23 protein-coding genes are annotated in these 24406 nt (G+C 69.0%); 1 reads left to right on the forward strand and 22 read right to left on the reverse strand.

Annotation, left to right across the window (positions count from 1 at the left end; translation table 11 throughout):
* Positions 1-8: 8 nt before the first annotated feature.
* On the reverse strand, positions 9-767 hold the full coding sequence (locus ACWGKS_RS25455) for a hypothetical protein (protein ID WP_358507745.1): 759 nt from the start codon (positions 765-767) through the stop codon (positions 9-11).
* A 63-nt stretch (positions 768-830) separates the two neighbouring features.
* On the opposite strand from ACWGKS_RS25455, the gene ACWGKS_RS25460 reads away from it, so the two are divergent.
* Entirely contained in the window at positions 831-1706 is an 876-nt protein-coding gene (locus tag ACWGKS_RS25460; protein ID WP_358507747.1) for an HhH-GPD family protein, read from the forward strand.
* Between the two features lie 39 nt (positions 1707-1745).
* On the opposite strand, the gene ACWGKS_RS25465 is transcribed toward ACWGKS_RS25460, so the two are convergent.
* From ACWGKS_RS25465 to folP, 21 genes are all read right to left on the reverse strand, one after another.
* Positions 1746-2345: a DUF3105 domain-containing protein gene (locus ACWGKS_RS25465; protein WP_358507749.1), complete on the reverse strand. Its 600-nt coding sequence runs from the start codon at positions 2343-2345 to the stop codon at positions 1746-1748.
* Positions 2346-2719: 374 nt separating this feature from the next.
* Positions 2720-5224: an ATP-dependent Clp protease ATP-binding subunit gene (locus ACWGKS_RS25470; RefSeq protein WP_358507751.1), complete on the reverse strand. Its 2505-nt coding sequence runs from the start codon at positions 5222-5224 to the stop codon at positions 2720-2722.
* 772 nt (positions 5225-5996) lie between these two features.
* The gene (locus ACWGKS_RS25475) at positions 5997-6335 is read right to left on the reverse strand and encodes a histone-like nucleoid-structuring protein Lsr2 (protein ID WP_067606297.1); all 339 of its coding nucleotides are present in this window, start codon (positions 6333-6335) and stop codon (positions 5997-5999) included.
* A 217-nt stretch (positions 6336-6552) separates the two neighbouring features.
* Positions 6553-6834, reverse strand: a complete 282-nt coding sequence (locus ACWGKS_RS25480) for a hypothetical protein (RefSeq protein WP_358507752.1) — start codon at positions 6832-6834, stop codon at positions 6553-6555.
* Positions 6835-7281: 447 nt separating this feature from the next.
* Positions 7282-7860: an amino-acid N-acetyltransferase gene (locus tag ACWGKS_RS25485; RefSeq protein WP_358507754.1), complete on the reverse strand. Its 579-nt coding sequence runs from the start codon at positions 7858-7860 to the stop codon at positions 7282-7284.
* A gap of 123 nt (positions 7861-7983) precedes the next feature.
* The gene (locus ACWGKS_RS25490) at positions 7984-8298 is read right to left on the reverse strand and encodes a LuxR C-terminal-related transcriptional regulator (RefSeq protein WP_358507756.1); all 315 of its coding nucleotides are present in this window, start codon (positions 8296-8298) and stop codon (positions 7984-7986) included.
* A gap of 706 nt (positions 8299-9004) precedes the next feature.
* Complete coding sequence (lysX, locus tag ACWGKS_RS25495; RefSeq protein WP_452524278.1) at positions 9005-10507, reverse strand: bifunctional lysylphosphatidylglycerol synthetase/lysine--tRNA ligase LysX; 1503 nt, start codon at positions 10505-10507, stop codon at positions 9005-9007.
* Positions 10508-10569: 62 nt separating this feature from the next.
* On the reverse strand, positions 10570-12282 hold the full coding sequence (locus tag ACWGKS_RS25500) for a hypothetical protein (protein ID WP_452524279.1): 1713 nt from the start codon (positions 12280-12282) through the stop codon (positions 10570-10572).
* A 120-nt stretch (positions 12283-12402) separates the two neighbouring features.
* Positions 12403-13185, reverse strand: coding sequence for a type III pantothenate kinase (locus tag ACWGKS_RS25505; protein ID WP_358507760.1), 783 nt, complete (start codon positions 13183-13185; stop codon positions 12403-12405).
* 64 nt (positions 13186-13249) lie between these two features.
* Entirely contained in the window at positions 13250-15841 is a 2592-nt protein-coding gene (locus ACWGKS_RS25510; protein WP_452456375.1) for an L-aspartate oxidase, read from the reverse strand.
* A gap of 51 nt (positions 15842-15892) precedes the next feature.
* On the reverse strand, positions 15893-16765 hold the full coding sequence (gene panC, locus ACWGKS_RS25515) for a pantoate--beta-alanine ligase (RefSeq protein ID WP_358507763.1): 873 nt from the start codon (positions 16763-16765) through the stop codon (positions 15893-15895).
* A gap of 81 nt (positions 16766-16846) precedes the next feature.
* Positions 16847-17731, reverse strand: coding sequence for a Rossmann-like and DUF2520 domain-containing protein (locus ACWGKS_RS25520; RefSeq protein ID WP_358507764.1), 885 nt, complete (start codon positions 17729-17731; stop codon positions 16847-16849).
* Between the two features lie 221 nt (positions 17732-17952).
* Complete coding sequence (locus ACWGKS_RS25525; protein WP_358507766.1) at positions 17953-18195, reverse strand: hypothetical protein; 243 nt, start codon at positions 18193-18195, stop codon at positions 17953-17955.
* A 608-nt stretch (positions 18196-18803) separates the two neighbouring features.
* On the reverse strand, positions 18804-19043 hold the full coding sequence (locus tag ACWGKS_RS25530; protein ID WP_358507768.1) for a chaplin family protein: 240 nt from the start codon (positions 19041-19043) through the stop codon (positions 18804-18806).
* 246 nt (positions 19044-19289) lie between these two features.
* Complete coding sequence (locus ACWGKS_RS25535) at positions 19290-20684, reverse strand: PH domain-containing protein (protein WP_358507770.1); 1395 nt, start codon at positions 20682-20684, stop codon at positions 19290-19292.
* A gap of 240 nt (positions 20685-20924) precedes the next feature.
* A complete protein-coding gene (locus ACWGKS_RS25540; RefSeq protein ID WP_358507814.1) occupies positions 20925-21371 on the reverse strand; it encodes a PH domain-containing protein in 447 nt (148 codons plus the stop codon).
* Positions 21372-21542: 171 nt separating this feature from the next.
* The gene (locus tag ACWGKS_RS25545; protein ID WP_358507772.1) at positions 21543-22037 is read right to left on the reverse strand and encodes a DUF3180 domain-containing protein; all 495 of its coding nucleotides are present in this window, start codon (positions 22035-22037) and stop codon (positions 21543-21545) included.
* Positions 22037-22573 carry a 2-amino-4-hydroxy-6-hydroxymethyldihydropteridine diphosphokinase gene (folK, locus tag ACWGKS_RS25550; RefSeq protein ID WP_358507773.1) on the reverse strand — a complete coding sequence of 179 codons (537 nt, stop codon included), beginning with the start codon at positions 22571-22573 and terminating at the stop codon, positions 22037-22039. Before folK ends, ACWGKS_RS25545 begins: the two co-directional genes overlap by 1 nt.
* Entirely contained in the window at positions 22570-22941 is a 372-nt protein-coding gene (gene folB / locus ACWGKS_RS25555) for a dihydroneopterin aldolase (RefSeq protein WP_358507775.1), read from the reverse strand. Before folB ends, folK begins: the two co-directional genes overlap by 4 nt.
* Complete coding sequence (locus tag ACWGKS_RS25560) at positions 22941-23384, reverse strand: nuclear transport factor 2 family protein (protein WP_067606263.1); 444 nt, start codon at positions 23382-23384, stop codon at positions 22941-22943. The genes folB and ACWGKS_RS25560 overlap by 1 nt, the downstream gene beginning before the upstream one ends.
* Positions 23381-24286 carry a dihydropteroate synthase gene (gene folP, locus ACWGKS_RS25565; protein WP_358507777.1) on the reverse strand — a complete coding sequence of 302 codons (906 nt, stop codon included), beginning with the start codon at positions 24284-24286 and terminating at the stop codon, positions 23381-23383. The genes ACWGKS_RS25560 and folP overlap by 4 nt, the downstream gene beginning before the upstream one ends.
* Positions 24287-24406 lie beyond the last annotated feature (120 nt).

Here is a 24406-nt window from a genome sequence, read left to right on the forward strand (position 1 = left end):
TAGCGCCCTCAGGCCTTGAGCTGGAAGACCAGTTGGTCCACGCCGCTGACGATGTCGCCCCGGAGGTTGGCCTTGTACCAACCGGCCTGGGCCTGCGACGAGGTCGACCGGCAGTCGGTGAAGGAACGGTCCCGCTCCCAGGTGATCGTGTAGTCGTGCGGGCGGCCCTGCTCCAGCTGGCGTTCCTGGGCGGCCTTGCCCTCCACGCAGTCCGCGGTGGAGTAGATCCGGTCCTCGCCGGAGTGCACGATCAGTTCGAGTGCCTCCGGTCCCACGTCCACGGTGCAGGTCTGTTCGCCGACGTTGACCACGGAGACCTTGAACCCGGGATCGGTGTCGGCCCCGTAGGCCTCCCGGTCGGCCTCGGCGAAGTCGAAGGAGACCACCACGTCCTGCGGACGGCAGGGGTCCTCGGGCTTCTCGGGCGCGGCGGCCTCGGCGGAGTCACCACCGGAGGAACCCTCCTCCGATTCCTCGTCCTCACCCTCGTCCTCGCCCTCGGAGGGTTCGTCGGACGGTGACGGGGAGGCGTCCTCCTCCGGTTCCTCGGAGGCCTCCTCGGAAGGCTTCTCCTCGGGCTCACTGGGGGAGGGCGAGGGGTCCTCGACGCCCGCCTGGTTGCTGCCCGACGTGTTCTCGCTCTCGGAGGGACTACAGGCGTAGGCGATCAGCGCGAACAACAGCAGCACGCCGATCAGCACGAAGGCTCTGCGCCTCCAGTAGATGTCCTTGCCGACGGGTGCGGTGTGTCCGGTACTTGACGCCATGGGCCGTAGTATTGCGGTTTTGTGCGCCCCCCATCCACTCAACCCGCCGATTTGCCGTTAAAGATGAGCGATAACCCTTACAGCACCGCAGTTCTGGCGTGGTACGAGACCAACGCCCGCGACCTTCCCTGGCGTCGCCCGGACGCCTCCCCTTGGTCGATCCTGGTCAGCGAGATCATGCTCCAGCAGACCCCGGTCGTCCGAGTCCTGCCTGCTTGGGAGGCGTGGATGGAACGCTGGCCCACCCCCGCCCACCTGGCGAAAGAACCCTCGGGCGAAGCCGTGCGCATGTGGAATCGGCTGGGGTACCCACGCCGCGCCCTGCGTCTGCACGCCTGCGCGGTGGCCATCACCGAGGAGCACGGCGGCGAGGTCCCCGACGACCACGCCACCTTGTTGGCCCTTCCGGGTATCGGTGTCTACACCGCGGCGGCGGTGGCGAGCTTCGCTTACGGGCAGCGGCACGCCATTCTGGACACCAACGTTCGGCGTGTCCTGGCCAGGGCCGAAACCGGGGTCGAGTACCCGCCGAAAACCCAGACCAAGGCGGAGGTCGCCCTGGCCGAGTCACTGCTGCCGCCGCTGCCGTCGGTGGCCGCCCGCTGGGGCGTGGCCGTGATGGAGCTGGGAGCCCTGGTGTGCACCGCCCGCTCCCCGCGCTGCGCCGACTGCCCCATCGCCGGTCAGTGCGCCTGGCGGCTGGCCGGCCGCCCCGCCTACGACGGACCGCCCCGGCGCGGTCAGACCTACGCCGGGACCGACCGCCAGGTGCGCGGCAAACTCCTGGCCGTCCTGCGCGACTCCACGGAACCCGTCGCCAAGTCGGCCCTGGACGCCGTGTGGGACGACCACGTCCAACGCGAACGCGCCTTGGACGCGCTCATCGACGACGGCCTGGTCGATCCGCTCGGGGACGGCCGTTTCGCCCTGCCCGGCTGAGGCCCTCGGACACGTGACCGGGGCCCTCGAACGGCGAGGTCAGTTCATCCGGGCGTCGACGGTCTCGGGGTCGAAGTCGGCGTCGTTGCCGTCGTAGGCACCACTGCACGGCGCGCCCGGTTCGGGGGCCGCGGGGCTCTGCTCGTACTCGCGCAGGAAGTCGCCGATCCGTTCGTCCGAGGCGTCCTCCAACTGGATCTGGGCGCCCCAGGCCGAGGCCACGATCGGCGTGGGAAGGTCCTCCATCGGGCTGACCAGAACGTACGAGCCGGGCGCGTGGTAGGAGGCCAATTGTTCGACCTGGCCCGAGTCCAGCGACGGATCGTAGGTGATCCAGACCGTGCCGTGCTCCAGGGAGTGGACCGCGGCCTCGGTCAGCACCGGCTCGTCGTAGACGCCACAGTTCTGCCAGAAGGGGTAGTGCTCGCCGCCGACCGGAGGGTGTTGCGCGTAGTCGACGGTCTCTGCGGGATCCACGTGCTCGGCGGACAGCCCCTCGAAGAGTTGGACCTCGCCCTGGCCGTCCCCGCTCGCACCGCTCTCACCCGGGTCGGCGTCGCCGGGATCACCCATGGCCCACCACAGCCCGAGGCCCGTGACACCGATCAGGACGATGGCGAGGGCGCTTCCACCGATCACCCAGGGCAGCGCGCCGCCGCGCTTGCGCGGTGGGCCCTGGTAGGGGTATCCGGGCGGGCCCGCCGGCGGGTGTCCGGGCGGAGGCCCCTGCGGCGGGTACCCGGGCGGCGGAGCGCCTTGGGGCGGGTATCCCGGCGGAGGCCCCTGAGAAGGTGGCCCCTGCGGCGGCCCCTGGTGCGAGGGAGCGCCGTGCGGACCCTGAGGTGGGTACGAGCCGGGGAACGGTTCCTGGGGCCGCTGGGGGCCGTTCTGGTGGGGATCATTCGGTGAGGACACTGGGGCACCCTACCCCGCGGCCCTCCCCCGGGCATGGGAAAGGGGGCACCCCCGAAGGGATGCCCCCGTTCGTACCGGCGCTCGGCCGGCCGATGTCCCTACTCGCCCTTGGCGGCGGACTCCACCTCGGGGGTGTCCGGAACCGCGGCGGGCTTCGGCACACCCTTGAAGGTGAACTTGGCGTCCGTGCCCTCGCCCTCGGCGTCGATCACCACGATCTGGCCGGCCTTGAGGTCACCGAACAGGATCTTCTCGGACAGCTGGTCCTCGATCTCCCGCTGGATCGTGCGACGCAGCGGACGCGCGCCCAGCACCGGGTCGAACCCACGCTCGGAGAGGACCTTCTTGGCGTTCGACCGAAGCTCGATGCCCATGTCCCGCTCCTTGAGCCGGGAGTCCAGGTTCGTGATCATCAGGTCGACGATCTGGAAGATCTCCTTCTGGGTCAACTGGTGGAAGACGATGACGTCGTCCACACGGTTGAGGAACTCGGGCCTGAAGTTGGTCTTCAGCTCCTCGTTGACCTTGGCCTTCATCCGCTCGTAGTTGGTGGTGGCGTCGTCCTCCTTGGCGAAGCCCATGGCCTGGCCCTTGGAGATGTCACGCGTACCCAGGTTGGTCGTCATGATGATGACCGTGTTCTTGAAGTCGACGTTGCGACCCTGGGCGTCGGTGAGACGACCCTCCTCCAGCACCTGCAGGAGCGAGTTGAAGATGTCGTTGTGGGCCTTTTCGATCTCGTCGAACAGGACCACGGAGAACGGCTTGCGGCGCACCTTCTCGGTGAGCTGGCCGCCCTCTTCGTAACCGACGTAGCCGGGAGGCGAACCGAACAGCCGCGAAACGGTGTGCTTCTCCATGAACTCGGACATGTCGAGCTGGATCAGCGCGTCCTCGTCCCCGAAGAGGAACTCCGCGAGGGTCTTGGACAGCTCGGTCTTACCCACACCGGACGGACCGGCGAAGATGAACGAACCACCGGGACGCTTGGGGTCCTTCAGGCCCGCGCGGGTCCTGCGGATGGCCTGCGAGAGCGCCTTGATGGCGTCCTCCTGGCCGATGACCCGCTGGTGCAGCTCGTCCTCCATGCGCAGCAGGCGCGAGCTCTCCTCCTCGGTCAGCTTGAAGACCGGGATGCCGGTGGACGCGGCCAGGACCTCGGCGATGAGCTCCTCATCGACCTCGGCCACGACGTCCATGTCGCCGGCCTTCCACTCCTTCTCCCGCTGCGCCTTCTTGTTGAGCAGCTGCTTCTCGTCGTCGCGCAGGGACGCGGCCTTCTCGAAGTCCTGCTCGTCGATGGCCGATTCCTTGTCGCGGCGCACCTTGGCGATCTTCTCGTCGAACTCGCGCAGGTCCGGCGGAGCGGTCATCCGACGGATGCGCATCCGCGAACCGGCCTCGTCGATGAGGTCGATCGCCTTGTCCGGCAGGAAGCGGTCGCTGATGTAGCGGTCCGCGAGCTGCGCGGCGGCCACGAGCGCGCTGTCGGTGATGGAGACCCGGTGGTGGGCCTCGTACCGGTCGCGCAGACCCTTGAGGATCTCGATGGTGTGCTTGGTGGTGGGCTCGTCGACCTGGATCGGCTGGAAACGGCGCTCCAGCGCGGCGTCCTTCTCCAAGTACTTGCGGTACTCGTCGAGCGTGGTCGCACCGATGGTCTGCAGCTCACCCCGGGCCAGCATGGGCTTCAGGATGGAAGCGGCGTCTATGGCACCTTCCGCCGCCCCCGCGCCGACCAGCGTGTGCAGCTCGTCGATGAAGAGGATGATGTCACCGCGGGTGCGGATCTCCTTGAGCACCTTCTTGAGGCGCTCCTCGAAGTCACCGCGGTAGCGGCTGCCCGCGACCAGGGCGCCCAGGTCGAGGGTGTAGAGCTGCTTGTCCTTGAGCGTCTCGGGGATCTCCCCCTTGACGATCTTCTGCGCCAGCCCCTCGACGACCGCCGTCTTACCGACGCCGGGCTCACCGATGAGGACCGGGTTGTTCTTGGTCCTGCGGGACAGGACCTGCATGACCCGCTCGATCTCGTTGTCACGACCGATGACCGGGTCGAGCTTGGACTCGCGAGCGGCCTGCGTCAGGTTGCGGCCGAACTGGTCCAGTACCAGCGAGGTGGAGGGTGTGGACTCGGAGGAGGCTCCGGTGGCCTGCGGCTCCTTGCCCTGGTAACCGTGCAGCAGCTGGATGACCTGCTGGCGGACCCGGTTGAGGTCGGCGCCCAGCTTGACGAGGACCTGGGCGGCGACGCCCTCGCCCTCGCGGATCAGGCCCAGCAGTATGTGCTCGGTACCGATGTAGTTGTGACCGAGCTGAAGCGCCTCGCGCAGCGACAGCTCAAGGACCTTCTTGGCCCGGGGGGTGAAGGGAATGTGCCCCGACGGAGCCTGTTGGCCCTGGCCGATGATCTCCTCGACCTGCTGCCGAACCGCTTCGAGGCTGATCCCAAGACTCTCCAGGGCCTTGGCGGCGACACCCTCACCCTCGTGGATGAGGCCGAGCAGGATGTGCTCCGTACCGATGTAGTTGTGGTTGAGCATCCTGGCTTCTTCCTGAGCCAGAACCACCACTCGCCGCGCGCGGTCGGTAAACCTCTCGAACATGTCTCGTCGCTCCTCTACAGAGCGGTCAGGCAGGGACGGTCGATACCGACCCGACTCTTCCGCATATAGGCCCCACAGGGATAACCGCCCCGGGGAGCGCTGTCGCACCGCTCGTCCTCACCGACCATGGCCGGCTCGGACGAACATCTCCCGCACGACCGACCGCAGCCGTCCGTGCCAGAGACTTTCCCCGACGATAGGGCGTTCACCCAACATCCAACTACCAATTGCCGCGTCAGATTTCCCTGTACGCCGAAGGCGAACGGCCCGGGCATCCCATCCATCACGAGAGTGCCCGGGCCGCACGTGCGTTAGCCCCATTATCGGCTCTTAGCGAACAAGCCGAAGCGTGTTGTTCTTCGAGCGGAATTGGTCCGCGGATGTCGATGCTTCCGACCCGACCGGGTCGGTGGCCCATAGGGGCGGCGGCCCACGATGGGACCGCCACGCACCGGACCACCGAATGCGCGGTCTGCTCATGGATCGGAGTGCGTCGAGGTCGGGCCAAACAGGAGCGGGGACCGCGTGCCCGCGGCGCGGGGTGTCCTCCAACGAACGGTCTCCGCACCGGCTTGGCGCTCACGACCGAGCGGCTCCGCCCGATTCCACCGACAATCCTCGCCTCCCCCGTTATCCCCTGCGTCCGGTGGATCACGGTCCGTTCGATGACGGACCGAAGCCTGCCGGAGGATCGGGTGCGACGTCGGCGGGACTCAGGTCGAAATTCGATCAAGACCTGACAACATTTCGGCGGACCGAGCCGACGGCGAAATCAGCCCTTGATGGCCTCATATTCGGCGACGATGGCGGCGGGGATACGGCCACGCTCATTGACCGGCTTCCCCGCGGCCTTCGCCCAGGCGCGAATCTCGGCGCTGCGCTCACGGCTCGGGGCATTCCGGCTTCCACGCCGAGCGCCGCCACGACCCTGCTTCGCGGGGGCCTTACGAGAGGCCTCGACGAACGGGCTAAGGGCCTCGCGGAGCTTGCCGGCATTATCCGCGCTGAGGTCGATTTCGTACGTCGACCCGTCGAGACCGAACGTCACCGTCTCCTCGGCCTCACCGCCGTCGAGGTCGTCCACCAGGAAAACCTGGACCTTCTGTGCCATGGAATCAAACCTTTCAGAAGAGAGGTGTCTGTAGCACCTGAATATAAAGCTATCTCGCGGGAACGCGAAAGACAATTCCCGACGCGATGAAATCGACGTCGTCCACCGGACGAGGATTCGGGGTCACCGGAACCGCACGGGGCACATGAGTAGGCCCGCGCTCACGGGTCCCCCGACGCCGGGGAGTCGCGATGGCCGGGTCGAACCGGCAGCGTATCTAACGCCCCTCGGATTCGGTGCGTTCGCCATCCTGGGTAATCGGCGTCTCGTTCGTCGCCTTGGTCTCCTCGACCTTGGCCGCGCCCTTGTCACCCGCACTGTCATCCGAGGTGGCGTCCTCGTCGACCAGGCTTCCGTCCATCCGCCTCGGAGCCATCTCCCTGCGGAGCAGCTTGATGACGAAGGCACAGAAGACGGTCCCGACAACCACCGGTGGGATGAGCGCGGACAATACGTCGATCAGCCCAGGGGGAAGCACCGATGACAAAAAGTCACCCATCGAAGCGCCCTACCCTTCCTGGTTGTTACTTATTGCAGCAAATACCCGACTCAGTGTCGGGCCGGTCCGGGGGGATGGCGCGCCGGTGGGCCCGGGCAATCGCATACCAGACATCATAGACATCGTTTGCCCCCGGTTCGACACCGGACGTACCGAAGAGGTCTCGTCAAAGCCCTTGGGCGGCCAATGTCCGATCGGTTGTTCCCGCCCCGCACCGGTTCGCGGACGGAAGGTGAGGAGCGGCCACTCGATGGAAGCGAAAAACGCGCGATCCCGTCATCTCATCGGTAGTCGACGGACCCCGCCGCCCCGGCGGACGCAGGTACACATTACCCGCCCTCTTCCACTCCCATACCCCCGGTGCACTTAAGCGCTCGATCTCTCCACCACATGGACCCGATGCCCGGGGACGTATGGCCGGCGGGTACCTATCGACACCCGAAACCTTTAGCGCGAGGCACCTACGGGGTCATCGTCGAGATGTACAAGCATCCTCGTGTTCCCGAGAGTGTTGGGTTTGACCCGCTCCAGGTCGAGGAATTCCGCGACACCCTCGTCATAGGAACGTAGAAGTTCCTCGTACACACGGAAGGAGACCGGAGTGCCCTGGATCGGGACAAAGCCGTGTCGGGCGAAGAAACCGGTCTCGAATGTCAGGCAGAACACACGACGCACACCCAGCCCGCGGGCCGTATCGAGCAATGCGGTCACGATTCGGTGACCCACGCCAAAACCACGCAACGCGGGATCGACCGCGACCGTGCGGACCTCCGCGAGGTCCTCCCAAAGAACGTGCAGCGCCCCGCAGCCGACCACGGAGAGGCCCTCTCGCTCGGACACGGGATCCTCGGGTCCGTCGGAGGCGGTCTCCACCTCGGCCACCCAGAACTCCTGGACGTCCTCATAGAGGTTGACCGTGCTCTTGGAGAGCACACGGCGGTCGACGGAGTAGGTGTCGACGAGGCGGCGAATGTGGGTGACGTCGGACGTACGCGCCCGACGCACCCGAACATGACGAACGGGCATAGCCGGACCAGACTACGCCTTCACGACCTCCGACCGGAACGCTCTTCCACCGGTGGGGCGCGCTGGCGCGCGGGGCCGGTATGCCCGTATGTGTCACCCGGGCGTCTCCCGGGCGTGGTCGGCTCAGATGAGCTGACGCCTCGCGGCCCAGACGACCGCCTCGATGGGTGTGTTCACTCCGAGTACGTCACAGATGTTGCGAATGCGACGTCGCAGGGTTCGAGCACTGAGCTCTAGGTGCCGCGCGGCCACTTCGGTGGTGACACCCGTGGCGATCTCGGCGAGCAGTTCCAGCTCTTCGTGGCCCAGTTCGACCGGGGTGTACACGCCCGATTGGGCGTGCTCCCGCCGGCCCTGCAGGGGAACCACGTTCTCCCGGGGGGCTCGTATGAGGCTCTGGTCCTCAACGGCACGGCGTACGAGTGTGGCCTGTTCCACTCCGTCCTCCCTCATTCATATGAGTGCGGAACATCGACTCATCGACCGAAGGGCGCATCCGACCGGCTGTCGGCGCGTGGTGAGTCCCGGCCACCCGACCCTCCCCGACGAACCCCTCTGGCACAGGGGTTGGGGGCGGTAGGGAGCACGAGACACACGTGATGCCAGGGATGTTGTGGTCTGGGACGGACAGACCACACCGTGGCTACGTGTGCGGGGGACGCTGGACCGGTCCTCGGTCCGACATCCCGGCTCACCGTTCTTCTCGATCCACTTCGGCGAACTCACGGACCAAGGTCCGCTCTCAGCACGCTAGGCCGCTCCGTTGTTACCGTCAAGGGCCGATAAATGACCATGCGTGATGGACAATGGACACTGGGTCGCAATGCCATGGAAGATGAAATACCCCTCCGGCGCTGACCTGCGTAAACAATCTTCACCCGAGAACGGTGCCGCGCACACCGGAACCCCTCGGAAAAAGAAGGTTCTGGCCGGGTGGCCATCTCGACCTGACCGGAAGTTTGTTCCCTATACCCGGAAGGTGAGCGACATCTCGTGCCTTAGGCCACATTCCTCCAGGTGGCCGAAGCGACGAACGAGGGCCGCCGCTTCGATGCCGCGACGGCCCCCTGACTTCTTTCGGTCATCCCGTAACGGGATTCCCTCTGCACCTATTCATCCCAAAGCAGGGTCAAGGTGCGCGACGTTACTCCCCGGACGGCTTCACGATCGGGAAAAGGACGGTTTCCCGAATGTTCTTACCGGTGAAGGCCATCAGCAGTCGGTCGATACCCACACCCACACCACCGGTCGGCGGCATGCCGTACTCCAGCGCCCGCAGGAAGTCCTCGTCCAACTGCATCGCCTCGGGGTCGCCCTCGGCCGCCATCAGCGACTGCTCGGTGAGTCGACGGCGCTGCTCGACCGGGTCGACCAGTTCCGAGTAGCCCGTGCCCAGCTCCATGCCGAAGCCGATGAGGTCCCACTTCTCGGTGAGCAGCGGGTCCTCACGGTGCGGGCGGGTGAGCGGGCTCGTCTCCACGGGGTAGTCGCACACGAACGTGGGCTGGACCAGGGTGTGCTCCACCAGCTCCTCGAAGACGTGCTCGACGAGCTTGCCCTGACCCCAGGCGTGGTCGAACTCCACACCCTTGGCCTGGGCCGATCGACGGACCTCCTCGATCGGGGTGCGCGGGGTGACCTCGGTCCCCAGGGCCTCGGATACCGCCCCGTAAAGGGTGATCCGCGGCCACTCCCCGCCCAGGTCGAAGGTCTGGCCGTCACGTTCGATCGTGGTGGAGCCGTAGACGGCGCGGGCCGCGTCCTGGATCAGGTTCCGGGTGATGTCGGCCATCACGTTGTAGTCCGCGTACGCCTGGTAGAACTCCAGCATCGTGAACTCGGGGTTGTGCGTGGAGTCCGCGCCCTCGTTCCGGAAGTTCCGGTTGATCTCGAAGACCTTCTCCAGGCCGCCCACGACCAGCCGCTTGAGCGACAGTTCCGGGGCGATGCGCAGGTACAGGTCCATGTCGTAGGCGTTGATGTGCGTGGTGAACGGACGCGCCGTGGCGCCACCGTGCACCCGCATCAGCATGGGGGTCTCGACCTCGATGAAGTCGCGGTCGCTCAGGCCGTCCCGGATCGCGCGGATGGCGGCCGAGCGGCGACGCACCATCTGCTGGGAGTCGGGGTTGACGATGAGGTCCACGTAGCGCTGACGCACGCGGGCCTCGGGGTCGGTCAGGCCCTTGTGCTTCTCCGGGAGCGGACGCAGGCACTTGGCCGTCAGCGTCCAAGAGCTCACCAGGATGGACAGCTCACCGCGGCGAGAGGTGATGACCTCGCCCTCCACACCCACGTGGTCACCGAGGTCGATGTCGGTCTTCCAGGCGTCCAGGCTCTCCTTGCCGACCTGGTCCAAGGACAGCATGATCTGCACGTCCCCGGTCTCGTCGCGCAGGGTGGCGAAGCAGAGCTTGCCGCCGGTGCGGTAGAGCATGACGCGGCCGGCGATGGCGACCTTGTCCCCTGTGTGGGTGTCGGGCTCCAGGCCCTGGTGTTTGTCGCGCACAGGGCCGATCGACATGGTCCGCGGGTAGTTCACGGGGAAGGGGTCGATGCCCTCCTCCCGGAGCCGGTCCAGCTTCTGCCGCCGGACTCGCATCTGTTCGGGCAGGTCGTCGTAGGTGTCGTCGTGCGCGTCATTCACGGGCCCGATCCTACCCGTGTCGAACACTCCCACCGACCGGATCGGGCCCATGCGCGAGAGGCTCAGCGCAACCCCACCACCACCCGGCTCCGGCCCTCGTTCCCGGTGTGGACGAACACGGTCTCGTGGACCGGGACGAAGAGCGCCCCCGCCACGTTCGGCCGACCACCGGCCAGGTCCTCCCCGTCCAGGGGGATCGATCTCGGTTCGGCGTCGTCCCAGGGGTGGACCGCCATCTCCCATCCGGAATCACCGGAGACCAGGCGGATCACGACGTCCTCCAGGAACAACGCCTCGGACACGGGCCGGTCCTCGGCGACCGGCAACGATCCCGTGGCGCGTGTCCCATCGCCGTCCCAGTCCCGCTCCACGAACCGGACGAGGTCTCCGTCCCGAACCGACACCGTGAACGAGTCCGCGCTCACACCCGCGAACTCGGCACCGGCCCAGAAGGGTTCGGGGCCCTCGTACAGGGCCTCCCCCGTGGTCAGATCGGCGACCAGGTCCCCCTCCGGCGTGTACACGGCGCTCTCGTCCGCCGAGACCCGCAGGTCCCTCGGTTCGGGGATGGAATGATCCTCCGACCACACGTGAGCCATCGGTACCCGCCAGAGCTCTCGCCCGGTGCTCGCGTCCAGAGCCACGATCAAACCGTCGAGGTCCGCGTCATCGATCCGCCTCCCCCGGTCATCGCGGTCGACTCCGCAGACGAGCGGCAGCAGGATCGTCTCCTCGACCCGCGCGGTGTCGTCGGACCAATGCCGGCTCGACCCGAAGTCGCACCCGTCCTCAAACTCGTACTCCCACGAGTGCTCCGCGTACCCAGTGTCGTGCCGCACCTCCCCGTATCCGAAGCGCAGGGTGCCCGTGTCCGTCCGCTCGAATTTCGCCGGATCCATCTCGAAGGCGCGCTTCCCAACCCAAAAGTACGCCGTCGACTCCATTTCTCCGGTGGCCACGTCCAACACGATCCGCCCGTTGTGGCGCCGCCCCAACCCGAAACCCAGGTGCACCGACTCCCCAGCCGGGTCGACCCGGGACGACGTGTACCCGTGGTCGTCCCCGCCCATCGCCGGATGCCGGTAGCTCCACACCTCCCGCCCGGTGACCGGATCCAGCCCGACGACCCCATGGTCGAGCAACACCAGTCCCACGCTCGGGGTGGCCACCACCGATTCGATCCGCCCATACCCCTCGGGGACCCAGGTCCACGCGTGCTCGCCCAACGTCGACGCCGGTTTCCCGGACCACTCCGGCACCGTCTCGGCCGCGACCGTGTGCCCGATCTCCGGAACGAGCGTCATCGGCACCCATACCGTGGGCACCCCCAGCAGAAACGTGACCAGAACGGCCACCCGGCGAAGTTCCGGACCGGCCTGCTTCGGCGAGCCCGCCAGGAGTAGGACCGCGGCGCCGACCAGGACGAGCCAGGAACCGACCTCTTCCAGGTACAGGGCGGGCTCGCTGGAGACGGGGAGCAGGAAACGCTCACTTCCCGCTCCCACCGGGAACAGGGCGACCATGAACGTGAACAGCGCCACCAGCCGGATCATCACGTGGCCGCGACGGGTCGCGAGGAACGACAGGAGCGTGGCGAAGACGCACAGCAGCCCGACCGAGAAGGGAACATCCGATTCTCGGAACAGACTCAGCACCATCGAGAGCAGGCCGGCTCCGGTGAGCAGGGCCCCCGCCAGAGCGAAGGGCGCGGCCGCCGAGGAGTGTTCGAAGGCGTCATGAACGTTGGAGCCGTCGTGGGCGATGGGAAACGCCATGGAGGTCCTTCGTTCGGAAGGGGCTTCCCCATCCAGCGTCGCGGCTCCACCACGCGACCGGGTTCCGTCCCGGTCGCGTTCCCGTCACGGCCTCGTTCGAGGCCGCGCCCGGTCGGCGGCTCAGTCGACGTTGCGTTCGAAGACCAGGCGCAGGCCGGTGAGGGTCAACCAGGGCTCGTGCACGTCGATGGTCTCGCACTCGTCCACCACCGTCGTGGCCAGGCCACCGGTGGCCACGACCGTGACCTCGTCCGGGTTGTCGGTCAGCTCCGCGACCATCCGGTCCACGATCCCGTCGACCTGGCCGGCGAACCCGAACACGATGCCCGAGCGCAGCGCCTCGGTGGTGTTCTTCGCGATCGCCGTACGCGGCTTGACGATCTCCACCATGTGCAGCTGGGCGCCCCTGCGGGACAGCGCGTCCACGGAGATGTCGATGCCCGGGGCGATGGCGCCGCCCACGTACTCGCCCTTGGGACTGACCGCGTCGAACGTGGTCGCCGTGCCGAAGTCCACCACCACGCTCGGGCCGCCGTAGAGGTGACCGGCGGCCAGCGCGTTGATGATCCGGTCGCTGCCGACCTCCTTGGGGTTGTCCATCCGGATCGGCACACCCGTCTTCACACCCGGCTCGACGATCACCGCGGGCAGGTCCCCGAAGTGCCGGCGGAACATCTCGCGCATCTCGTGTTGGACCGAGGGCACCGAGCAGCACATGGCGATGCCGTCGATCCCGCCCAGGTCGCTCAGCGAGCTCCCGTCGATGAGGCCGCGCAGCACCACCGCCCATTCGTCCGCGGTGCGGCGGACGTCGGTCCCCACCCTCCAATGTTCGAGAAGGTCATCGGAGTCGAAGAGTCCGAGCACCGTCTCGGAGTTACCGACGTCGATCGCCAGCAGCATTCTGAAGGCCTCATCTTTGGTCGAAGTGGTGGGTACCAAGGGAATCTTCCACCACCCGGGCGGTTCAGGCCAGGTCGAGTGCGATATCCAGCGCCGGGCTGGAGTGGGTGAGCGCACCCACCGCCAGGTAGTCGACCCCGGTGGCGGCAACGTCTGCGGCGACCCTCAGGGTGAGGCCCCCGCTGGACTCCAGGCGGGCACGGCCCGCCACCAGGGCGACCGCCTCGCGCAGTCGCGGCACCGAGAAGTTGTCGAGCAGGATCTCCTCCGCGCCCGCTGCCAGGGCGTCCTCGATCTGATCGATCCGGTCGACCTCCACCTCCAGGGGAAGATCGGGGAAGCGTTCCCGGATGGCGCGGACCGCCGCACCCACTCCTCCGGCGGCGAGGACGTGGTTGTCCTTGATCAGTCCGGCGTCGCTGAGGCAGTACCGGTGGTTGACGCCGCCGCCGCACCGCACCGCGTACTTGTCCAGGGCCCGCAGTCCGGGGGTGGTCTTTCGGCTGTCCCGAATACGGGCTTCCGTCCCGGCCACGGCGTCCACCCAGGTTCGGGTGGCGGTCGCGATCCCGGACATGTGGGTGAGCAGGTTGAGGGCGGTGCGCTCGGCGGTGAGCAGGTCGCGGGTGCGGGCGGTGACCGTCATGAGCACGTCGCCACCCTTGACGGAGTCGCCGTCACGCGCCGACCGGGCGATCTCCAGGGCGCCGTCGGCGACCAGCCAGAACACCAGCTCCGCCAAGGGCAGGCCACTGACGGTGCCGTCGGCGCGCGCCACCACGTGGGCGGTGCGCACCTGATCGGCGGGGATGGTCGCCACGGTGGTGACGTCGATGCGGGGGCCGGCGGTGAGGTCCTCGGACAGGGCCCGCAGCACGGTGTCCACGTGGCCCTGGTGCGGCGCGGTCCAGGGCAGCGTGAACTCCGCGCGCGCCTCCGGTGCCGGGTCGGGCCGGCCCAGGGGGAAGGTGATGCCGTCCAGCTCGGCTTCCAGGGCGGGCGGGAGCGAGGGCCCGCGCTTGTCGTCGGTGGTCACGATGGTGTCCCCTTCAAGTCGGACGATCACGGGCCGCGTGCGCAGCTCGGGTCGGGGCTCCGGTGTGTCGGCGCGCTGGTGGGAGCCTCGGCTCTCCGCGCGGCTCATGGCCGCGGCGGCCACCAGTCGGGCCACGGTGAGCAGGTTGGCGGTCTCCCAGGACGCGGTGTCGGGGGCGACCTCGCCGGTGTTCTCGACCAGGGCGTCGAGTTCGGTGACCAGGGTCTGGAGCCCGTCGCCGGTACGCAGGACCCCGGCGTGACGAGACATCAGGGCGCGGACCCGAGCGGCCGTCGACGGATCGACCGGCGGAGCGGGCGCGCCGACGGTCACGGCCTCCGTCCGCTCGGGGGCGGGTTCCTCGACGAGTCGGGCGGCGATGCGGTCGGCGTAGACCAGACCCTCCAGCAGTGAGTTGGAGGCCAGCCGGTTGGCGCCGTGCACTCCGGTGCGGGCCACCTCGCCCACGGCCCACAGCCCGGGAACCCCGGTACGGCCGTCGATGTCGACCTCCACCCCGCCGGAGGCGTAATGGGCGGCCGGCGCCACGGGGATGGCCTGGGTCAGTGGGTCGATGCCGTGGGCGCGACAGGACGCCAGGATGGTGGGGAAGCGGCGCTCCCACGTGGCCCGGCCGAAGTGGCGGGTCTCCAGGTACACGTGGTCGGTGTCCTGCGCGGCCATGACCCGGGCGATGGTGCGGGCGACCACGTCGCGGGGGGCGAGGTCGGCGAGTTCGTGCACCCCCGCCATGATGCGGCGGCCCTCGGCGTCGACGAGGTAGGCGCCCTCTCCGCGCAGCGCCTCCGAGACGAGGGGTTGTCGGCCCCGTGCCTCCGGGCCCAGCCACAGGACTGTGGGATGGAACTGGATGAACTCCAGGTCACGCAGGCGCGCACCGGCCCGGGCCGCCAGTGCCAGGCCGTCCCCGGTGGACACTGGCGGGTTGGTGGTGGCCGCGAACACCTGGCCCATGCCACCGGTGGCCAGGACCACGGCGGGGGCCCGGACCGCGCCCACCCCGTCGCGTTCGCCCTCCCCCATGACGTGCAGGGTGACTCCGCCGACCCGGCCGGTGGCGGGGTCGCGCAGGACGTCCAGGGCCAGCGCGTGTTCGATGATCTCCACGCGTTCGGCGTCGCGTACGGCGCGCACGAGGGCGCGTTGGATCTCCGCGCCGGTGGCGTCCCCTCCGGCGTGGGCCACCCGGTCGGTGCGGTGGCCGCCCTCGCGGGTGAGGGAGAGCCCACCGTCGTCGTCGCGGTCGAACTCGGCGCCCAGTCCGATGAGCCAGCGCAGGGCGTCGGGTCCCTCGGTGGCGAGCACGTTGACGGCGTGGGGGTCGCACAGGCCGGCCCCGGCCAGGTGCGTGTCGACCATGTGGGCGACGGGTCCGTCCTCGGGGGCCATGGCCGCGGCGATGCCGCCCTGGGCGAAGGCGGTCGAACCGGTGGACAGACGGTCCTTGGTGACCAGGACGACCCGACCGACGTCGGTGCCCTGGACGTAGCGCAGCGCGGTGCTCAGGCCGGCGATGCCCGAACCGACGACCACGACGTCGGCGTGGGTGGCCCACCCGGGTTCGGGGGCCGTGATCCGGGTCTGTCTGTCAGCACTCATCCGGGGGTCGCTTTCTGAACGATCTGAACGGACTCGGCCCGGCCGACCCCACTAGAGGGACACCGACACGTTGTCGATGAGTCGGGTGGGGCCGACCCTGGCGGCGACGGCCAGGACGGCGGCGCCCCGGTGTTCCGAGGAGGCTTCGGCGAAGGTCGCCGGGTCCACCAGGGCGAGGTAGTCGAGTTCGACCGGCGGGGTCGCCTTCGCCGCCTCGTCGAGGACGGAGCGGGCGGCCTCTCGGACGCCATCGGCCCCGTCGGAGGCGGCCTCGGCCCCGGCGCGCAGGGCGCGGGAGAGCGCGAGGGCGCTGCCGCGCTGTGCGTCGTCGAGGTAGACGTTGCGGCTGGAGGAGGCCAGGCCGTCGGCGTCGCGCAGGGTGGGGGCGCCGACGATCTCGACCGGGAGGTTCAGGTCGACGACCATGCGGCGGACGAGGGCGATCTGCTGGGCGTCCTTCTCCCCGAAGACGGCGAGGTGTGGGCGGACCAGTTGGAACAGTTTGGTGACCACGGTCAGGACACCGGTGAAGTGCCCGGGCCTGGAGGCGCCCTCCAGCCGTTCACCCATGGCGCCGGCGTCGACGGTGACCATCTGCTCGGCGGGGTACATGGTCTCGACCTCGGGGGCGAAGACCACGTCCACCCCTTCCTCGGCGCACACTCGGACGTCGGCCGCCAGGTCGCGCGGGTAGCGGTCCAGGTCCTCGTTCGGACCGAACTGGAGGGGGTTGACGAAGACGCTCACCACCACGGTCTCGGCCTTCTCCCGGGCCAGGCGCATGAGGGTGCGGTGGCCGCCGTGGAGGGCTCCCATGGTGGGGACCAAACCCACACGGCCACGACCGTCGAGGGCACGGCGCAGCTCGCCCGGCGTTCGGACGACGAGGGGCCCGTCTGCGGCGGGCATGGTGGGGGCGGTCATCGGTCTCTCCCTGGTGGGCACGATGGCGCGCGGACCGGGGTTCGCGCGCCGGGGTGGTTCGGGGCTCGGCGGTGCGCTTCCTCAGCGGCGCAGGACATCGAGCAGCCGCGCGGCGTCCTCCGGCTTGAGCAGCCCGGCGTTGATGGCCCGGTCCGCGGTGAGTCGGGCGAGTTCGACGTAGCTGGCCACGCTCTCGGGCGCGTTCTCGCGCAGCTGTTCGATGTGGCCGGCGACCGTTCCGGCGTCACCGCGCAGGACGGGACCGCTGAGCCCGTGGATGCCCAGGCGCAGGGCGTTGTCCAGGGCGGCGGAGAGCATCGGGGCGAGCAGGCGCCCGGGCTCGGGCACCCCGGCGGCGGAGAGCAGGGAGGCGCTGTCGGCGACCAGGGTGACCAGGTGGTTGGCGCCGCCGGCCAGGGCCGCGTGGTACAGGGTGCGTTTGTCCTCGGCGATCCACACCGGTTCGGCGCCCATCTCGACGACGAGGGCCTCGGCGATGGGACGCAGCTGTTCGGGGGCGGTGACCCCGAAGGTGCAGTCGGCGAGCCTTTCGATGTCCTCGTCGCGACCGGTGAAGGTCATGGCGGGGTGCAGCGCCAGGGGGAGGGCCCCGACGATGGTGGCGGGGGCGAGGACGCTGTAGCCGTGGGCGCCGCTGGCGTGGACCAGGATCTTGCCGCGCAGGTCGACCCCGGTTCCGGCGAGCCCCTCGACCAGGTCGGGGAGGGCGTCGTCGGGGACGGTGAGCAGTACCAGGTCACTGGCCTCGACCACCTGTGCGGGTTCGAGGACGCGGGCACCGTCCAGACGCTTCTCCGCCCGGGTCACCGACGCCTCGGAGACCGCACTGGCCGCCACGACCTTGTGTCCGGCCCTGGCCAGGGCGAGGCCGAGGACGGAGCCGACACGTCCGGCTCCGACGACGCCGACCCGCAGACGGGCGGGACGCCCCTGTGTCGTCTCCATGTACTCCGTGTCCCCTCCTGATCCGGTGCGCGTTCGCTTCCGGCGCGCCGAGGTCTGAGCACACGATAGTCCTCCCCCCGTGGTGGACCGTCGCCCCGCCCCTGGTGAGGAAGGCCCTGGGAGGTGACCGGTGACATGGAGCGGGGACGGGCATCGTCGCCCGCCCCCGCGTGTGTTCCGTCCGTCCCGGCCATCCGTCTCGTGGTGGCCGGGTCCGGGGATCAGTCCTGGATGATGACCCCGGCGTTGTAGCAGGAGGCGAGGGACTGGCCCAGCACGGCGTTGGAGTTGCCGCAGCCGGCGTTGGTGTTGTCCACACCGTTGATGTAGGAGATGTTGCCACTGACATCGGAGCCGTAAGCGGAGGTCCAGGCTCCGGCCTGTGCCGCGGCCGGTGTGGCGGAGAGGATGATCCCGGCGGAGGCGAGGGTCACGGCACCGACTGCGAGCGTCTTCTTCAGCACTGCTTTGTCTCCTTAGGCGTCCGGTCGGGGGGAGCCGCCCGGACTCGCGGTGTTGCGACGCCTGTTGGCGTCGGGGATGAAATTACCTACGAAGACGCCCACGAAACACACCCTGAACTGCACTGATCACAAAAAGTCGACGCTCGTCACCCACGGTCGCGGTACTTCCCGGGGCCCACCCGGACAAAGGCTCAGACTTCGCATCGCACCCGATCGCACAACGTCACCACCACTTCGGGGTTATCGCGCGGCGACAACGCCGGTTGCGGTCGACCATCTTCTCCCTCGACGACACCAGGCCCCGACCGCTGTGGGATAGCGGCCGGGTCCTCTTGCCTGGTTTCTCGGCGGGGCGGGTCTACGACAAGCCCTGACTCATCGCGGCTACGGGCTGACAGCGCCGGCTCTTGAGGATCTCCGACTCGGGCGACCCCTCCAAGGCCTCCACCACCTCCGGGCGACCGCCCGTACCGGTCACACGAAAAGCGCCACCCCGTCGTCACGGGATGGCGCTTGACGCGATGAAGCCAGGGACCCGAGGGCGGTTCGGCGGAAGGCGCCTTCCGGCCGTTCAGCCCGCCCGAGTCGGGTCGGTTCGGTGACCCGAACTAGTTCTTCACGGTGGCACCGGAGTCGACGCAGTTGGCGCCGGAGACACCCAGGATGGCGATCGAGTTGCCGCAGACGTTGACCGGCACGTCGAGGTCGGCGATGAGCTGGTTGCCGCTCAGGATGCCACCGTTGCCGGAGGTGAACGCGTTGCTGTTGGCCATGGCCGGGGACCCGGCAAAGAGGACGCCGGCAGCGGCGGCGGTGATGGCGGTAACGGCGAAGGCCTTCTTCAGCATGAATATCTCCCGTCAGGACCGTTTGGCGGGGGGCGCCAAACGGTCGAAACCATTGACGATGTGTATGACAGTGAACACTCCCCGTGTTCAGACACCATTTAGCCATACTCAGCCGCCGAGCGTGACCAGAAACCCGAAGCTTTCATGGCCCGTGACCAGGAAATATCACCCGTTGCGATCAGACATGTCGGACATGCAACCCACAACTACAGCCACTTACAGCCCTTCATGTGACACACACCACACTCACGTCTCGGGGGTGTCATCCGAAGAAACCTCCACTTCCTCGCCCGAGTGCTCCCTCTGCCCGGATTCCGCGTGCATGGTCGCCCGGGTCGCCCACCGTTCCGTGCCCGCGGAGGGCACCCGTGCGCGCCTGCCGGCCTCGGCCAAGGCGTCCAGGAAACGACGGCCCTCCACCGCGTCCCGGTCGGTCGCGCGCGCCGACACCGGCCCCGGAGGCGTGTCCACGTCGACGGTGACCCGACCTCGCAGGCGGGCGATCGGCCCGGCGGAGAGCCGCAGCGTCTGCATCCGCTCCACCGGGACGATCTCCGTGACCCGACAGAACACGCCGCGCACGCTCACGAACAACCGCTCGTCCACCCCGGCCGCGCCCGTCGACCGCCCCCGGTCGGCCACCAGCGGCACCACCGCCGCCTCGCTCCCGGGGAAGACCTCGTTCACCAACGTGAACGCCCTGGACCGCGGCGCCACCGGCAGCAGGTCCGCTGAGTCGCCCTGTCGAGCCCCCGCGTATCCCGCGACGGTCGCCTCCACCCGGGCCACCCCGAGTGCCCGCCACAGCATCGGTTCCACGATCCGCACCGCCTGTACCCGGCCGGGCGGGACGGTCTGCATCCGACGCTGGAACATGCCGTAGCGCAGCCTCAGCCCGTCCGAGGACAACGACGCGTAGAAGTCCGTGTACCGCGCCAGCGGGCCCCAGTAGTAGCGCAGCAGCCCCAACGCGAGCGGCACCACCGCGCCCAACACACCCGGCTCCAGGAAGACCACGAACGCCGTGGCCAGCATGAGCAGCAGGATGAAGGAGACCAGGATCGGCACCCTGAAGGTCAACGCCCCCAGCAACAGGGGGAAGGGCAGGCGGTAGAACGGCCACTCCGGGGCCTGCGGAGCGCGGCCGGGAAGCCCCGCCGCGTGGGCGAGCACCGCCGCCCGCATCCGCTCCGCGACGCCCTTGGGCAGACAGCGCAACCGGATGGCGCTACCGTCTCCGCCGGCCAGTTCGACGCGCAGTTCCGCCATCCCGAACACCTGCATCAGCAACGGCTGGACCACGTCCACCGCCTGGAGCCGACTCAGCGGAATCTCCCTGGCGCTGCGCAGGACCAGCCCCGTGTGCACCACCAGGTGGTCCTCTCGGAGCCCGAAGGTGCCGTACCACCAGGAGGGCAACGCGTAGGCGAAGGAGCCGAACAGCACGGCCAGCGCCATGAACAGCACCCAGGCGAACCCGAACATCACCAGGATCGGCCCGATCAACGCGACGAACACCAGCGTCACCGCGATGATCTGCAACGGGATGATCATCCAGTGCGCCCGGAACACTCCGGTGGTGATGTCGTCCTTGGGAGGCGGCGGCGGTAGCGGCGGCCCCCACCTGAGCCCCGCCGGCATGGCCGGCCCCTGGAAACGCGGGTAGGGGCCCGGCTGCGGTGGATAGGGCGCGGGCCCCGGTGGACGCGCGCCTTGGTGCTGCCCCGGGTACGGACCTTGGTACGGGTTCGAGCGCGGCCCCTGGGGCGGCCCTTGGTAGGGGCCGCCGGGAGGCGGGCCCTGCACAGGGCCCTGCGGCGGCCGGTGCGCCCCACCTCCCGGCGGCGCCCACCCTGGTTCCTGCTGAGGCGATCCGTGCACTTACAACCCCGTGGAGAAACTCTCGCTGCGCGCGGCGAGCCGGTCGCGCAACTGGACGGCATCGGCCAACGGGAGCCCGACCACCCGCGCGTCCGCGGTGCTCGCCGCGGTGCGCACACGCACCGTCGCGATCCCCAACGCCTGTTCGAGCAGGTCGGTGGTGACGTCCACGACCTGCATCCGGCCGTAGGGCACCACCACGAGTTGCCGAACGAACACCCCGTAGGTCAGATACAACTCGGCCGGCGCCTCGGTGTAGCCCCAGGAGCGTTGGAACCGACCCGCGAGGAACCACATGCCGACCGCGACGACCAGGGCGAGAGCGGCCCAGATCCCGGCCCACAGCGGACGGCCCCACATGAACAGCAGCACGCCGCCACCCACCCCGGCGACCAGGCATCCCGCCGTGGTCACCAGCCGTCGGTACCAGGCCAACGCCGGTGGGATACGCCGCCAGAGCAGACCCTCGGGCGCGGCGAAGGCCACGTCCAGGGGCCGCTCCACTTTCGTCGATCCCGTCTCGGACTCGGTCTCGGGTGTCGATTCACTGGTCTCCACGGCCTCAGTCAACCATCAGCGCGCAAGGGTCGGTGAAGGCGCGCAGCGAACAACGGATGTTCAGCCGGCCCGCGGCGTGTCGTCGGTGTCGTCCTCGCCGTCGTCGTCGGGGACCCGGCAGGCGTGCTCCAGGTACAGCGCGGCGGCCAGGAGCAGGCCGGCGGCCAGGGCGGTGCCCACCGAGACCAGGAAGGCCTCGCGATGCGTGGGCAGGTCCAGTCGTTCGGTGATCGACAGGGCCATGCCCGCGAAGAAGCCCGCGGCCATCGACGCGAACAGGGCGCTCGCCTTGGCCAGGGCCAGTAGGCGGGCGGCGCTGAGCGGTTCGATGGGTTCGGTCCCCGGCTCGCGTCGAATGCGCCGCGCGGTCCGCCCCGCCGTGTAGGACTCGGCGAAGGCCAGCAGCAACAGGGTCGGGATCGCCGACCACGGGATCAGTGGCAGCCCGGACAGCGAGTTGGCGACGAAGAGGCCCACCAGGGCCCCGAGGGCCGCCAGGACGGACGGGACACGCCACCCGGTCGGGGAGAGCGTGCCCCCGCCGTCATCGGACATCAGCGATCCGCCTCCCCCGGAAGCCGCAGGGCAAGGTCGTCGCGTCGCGTCAGCTTCTGTTCCCCGGTGGTGTCGGCGTCCTCCACGTCGGCGAGCAGCGTCGCCACCGGCGCCCGGCCGGGCACGACCGCCGCGGGATCGGCGTCCAACCAGGGGCGCAGCACGAACGCGCGCAGGTGGGCGCGCGGGTGCGGCAACGTCAGGACCGGATCGTCGTCGACGGTGTCCCCGAAGGCGATCACGTCCACGTCCAGCGTGCGCGGACCCCACCGCACCTCTCGGACCCGATCGAAGTCGCGTTCGGCCGCCTGTGCGCGCTCCAGCAGTTCCCGGGCGGTGCCGTCGAAGTCGACGACCAGGACGGCGTTCAGGTACGCGTCCTGTTCGGGTCCCCCCACCGGGGCGGTCTCGTAGACCGGCGAGAGCGCGACGGGCGTGGGCGCCCCCGGCCCGGACGACAGCGCCTCCACGGCCCCCCGCAGGGTGGCGTGGCGGTCCCCCAGGTTGGAACCCAGGGCGAGTACGGCACGGGTCACCACGCACCCCGCTTCCCACGGGTCACCGTGACCGAGACGTCCTCGAACTCGTGCTCGATCGGCGCCGACGGCTTGTGCACGGTCAACTCGACCCCCTCCACGAGCGACTCGACCATGCACTCGGCGGCGAGCCGTTCGGCCAGCGTCTCGATCAGGTTGACCGGTTCGCCGGTGACGATCGCGACGAGACGGTCGGCGAGCAGCCCGTAGTGCACGGTGTCTCCGACGTCGTCGCTGACCGCGGCCGAACTCGTGTCCAGGTACAGCACGGCGTCGACCACGAAGTCCTGGCCCTCACGACGCTCGAAGTCGAACACGCCGTGGTTGCCCCGGGCCCGCAGTCCACGGAGCGCGATGCGGTCCGACATCAGTCCTCGCCCTCCGGTTCGTCCTCCTCCATCAGGACCGGCGAGGCGTGGTGCGACCACAACCGCCACCCCTGCTCGGTGTCGACGAACAGGTTGGTGGTGACCACCTGCCCGCCCGCGACGAACCCGGGACTGCCGTCCTCGGCCGTCAGCACGTTCTCCTCACACGTGACCATGGCGATGTCACCGCCCACCCCGATGTGCGTCTCGGTGAGCACGTACTGGATGTAGGTGACGTTGGCCATGATCAGGGACCAGGCGCGCATGATCTCGGTACGACCGCGCAGCAGCGGCCAGCCGGGGTTGACGCACACCAGGTCCGGGGCCTCGTACTCCTCGGCCCACACCGCGCCCATCAGGTCGATGTCGCCGTTCTCGATGGCGCTGTAGAACTGGGAGTTGGCCTCGGCGACGCTCTCCATGACCTCCTGGCGGGACTTCACAGGCCACCCCGGACCAAGGGCTCGGAACGGCCCTCGTCGAGCCCACGGCCACCGTCGGACCAGGCGGCCGCCACGCGTACGGCGTCGGCGTTGGGACGGACGTCGTGTACGCGTACCGCCCACGCGCCCCGATCCGCGGACAGGGTCGTCACCGCGGCGGTGGCCGCGTCACAGTCGACGAAGGGGCGATCCTCGCCCTTGGCGTCACCGAGCAGTCGGCTCAGGAAGCGTTTGCGGGAACCGGCGACCAGCACCGGACGGCCCAGTTCGTGGAACCGTTCGAGGTGCTGGAGCAGCGCCCAGTTGTGCGCCTGTTCGGGGCGTTTGGAGAATCCCAGTCCCGGGTCCAGAACGATCTGGCCGGGGTCGACTCCTGCACTGATCATGGCCTCCATACGGTCGCGGAGCTCATCGAGGACCTCCTGGACGACATCCGTGTACACGGCACGGCTCTGCATGTCATGACTATGCCCACGCCAGTGCATCAACACGTAGGCGACACCGGAAGATGCGACCAGTCGTGCCATCTCGGGGTCGGCCAACCCACCGCTGACGTCGTTGACCAGGACCGCGCCGGCCTCGACCGCGCGCTCGGCCACCTCGGCCCGCATGGTGTCGACGCTGACCGCGATCCCGCGGGAGGCGAGTTCCCGCACGACCGGTTCGACGCGGCGCAGTTCCTCGGCGGCGCCCACACGTTGGGCGCCGGGCCGGGTGGACTCACCGCCCACGTCGATGATGTCGGCTCCCTCTTCGACCAGCCGCAGACCGTGTTCGATCGCGCGTTCGGGATCGAACCAGGATCCGCCGTCGGAGAAGGAGTCGGGGGTGACGTTGACGACCCCCATGACCAGGCACCGCCCGCGGTCGGGCAGTCCTGGAAGTGTGTGTTTCGGCGCCATGCGTTTCACCCTACGCGTACGCGTAGGGGCCGGGGGCACACCGCCCCCGGCCCCTGTGAAGGTGTTCTCCGGGTCGCCCCGGACCGGCCGCACAGGCCGACCCGACGCCGACTCGTCGCG

It is taken from the genome of Nocardiopsis sp. NPDC055879, assembly GCF_053615935.1.

Coding starts and splice junctions, on each gene's coding strand:
- ACWGKS_RS25470 (WP_358507751.1), bottom strand. CDS start 5,224: ATGTTCGAGAGGTTTACCGACCGCGCGCGGCGAGTGGTGGTTCTGGCT.
- ACWGKS_RS25475 (WP_067606297.1), bottom strand. CDS start 6,335: ATGGCACAGAAGGTCCAGGTTTTCCTGGTGGACGACCTCGACGGCGGT.
- ACWGKS_RS25500 (WP_452524279.1), bottom strand. CDS start 12,282: ATGGCGTTTCCCATCGCCCACGACGGCTCCAACGTTCATGACGCCTTC.
- ACWGKS_RS25510 (WP_452456375.1), bottom strand. CDS start 15,841: ATGAGTGCTGACAGACAGACCCGGATCACGGCCCCCGAACCCGGGTGG.
- folP (WP_358507777.1), bottom strand. CDS start 24,286: ATGGCGCCGAAACACACACTTCCAGGACTGCCCGACCGCGGGCGGTGC.
- ACWGKS_RS25480 (WP_358507752.1), bottom strand. CDS start 6,834: ATGGGTGACTTTTTGTCATCGGTGCTTCCCCCTGGGCTGATCGACGTA.
- ACWGKS_RS25455 (WP_358507745.1), bottom strand. CDS start 767: ATGGCGTCAAGTACCGGACACACCGCACCCGTCGGCAAGGACATCTAC.
- ACWGKS_RS25520 (WP_358507764.1), bottom strand. CDS start 17,731: ATGGAGACGACACAGGGGCGTCCCGCCCGTCTGCGGGTCGGCGTCGTC.
- ACWGKS_RS25460 (WP_358507747.1), top strand. CDS start 831: ATGAGCGATAACCCTTACAGCACCGCAGTTCTGGCGTGGTACGAGACC.
- ACWGKS_RS25485 (WP_358507754.1), bottom strand. CDS start 7,860: ATGCCCGTTCGTCATGTTCGGGTGCGTCGGGCGCGTACGTCCGACGTC.
- ACWGKS_RS25545 (WP_358507772.1), bottom strand. CDS start 22,037: ATGTCCGATGACGGCGGGGGCACGCTCTCCCCGACCGGGTGGCGTGTC.
- ACWGKS_RS25535 (WP_358507770.1), bottom strand. CDS start 20,684: ATGCCGGCGGGGCTCAGGTGGGGGCCGCCGCTACCGCCGCCGCCTCCC.
- ACWGKS_RS25505 (WP_358507760.1), bottom strand. CDS start 13,185: ATGCTGCTGGCGATCGACGTCGGTAACTCCGAGACGGTGCTCGGACTC.
- folB (WP_358507775.1), bottom strand. CDS start 22,941: ATGTCGGACCGCATCGCGCTCCGTGGACTGCGGGCCCGGGGCAACCAC.
- ACWGKS_RS25530 (WP_358507768.1), bottom strand. CDS start 19,043: ATGCTGAAGAAGGCCTTCGCCGTTACCGCCATCACCGCCGCCGCTGCC.
- panC (WP_358507763.1), bottom strand. CDS start 16,765: ATGACCGCCCCCACCATGCCCGCCGCAGACGGGCCCCTCGTCGTCCGA.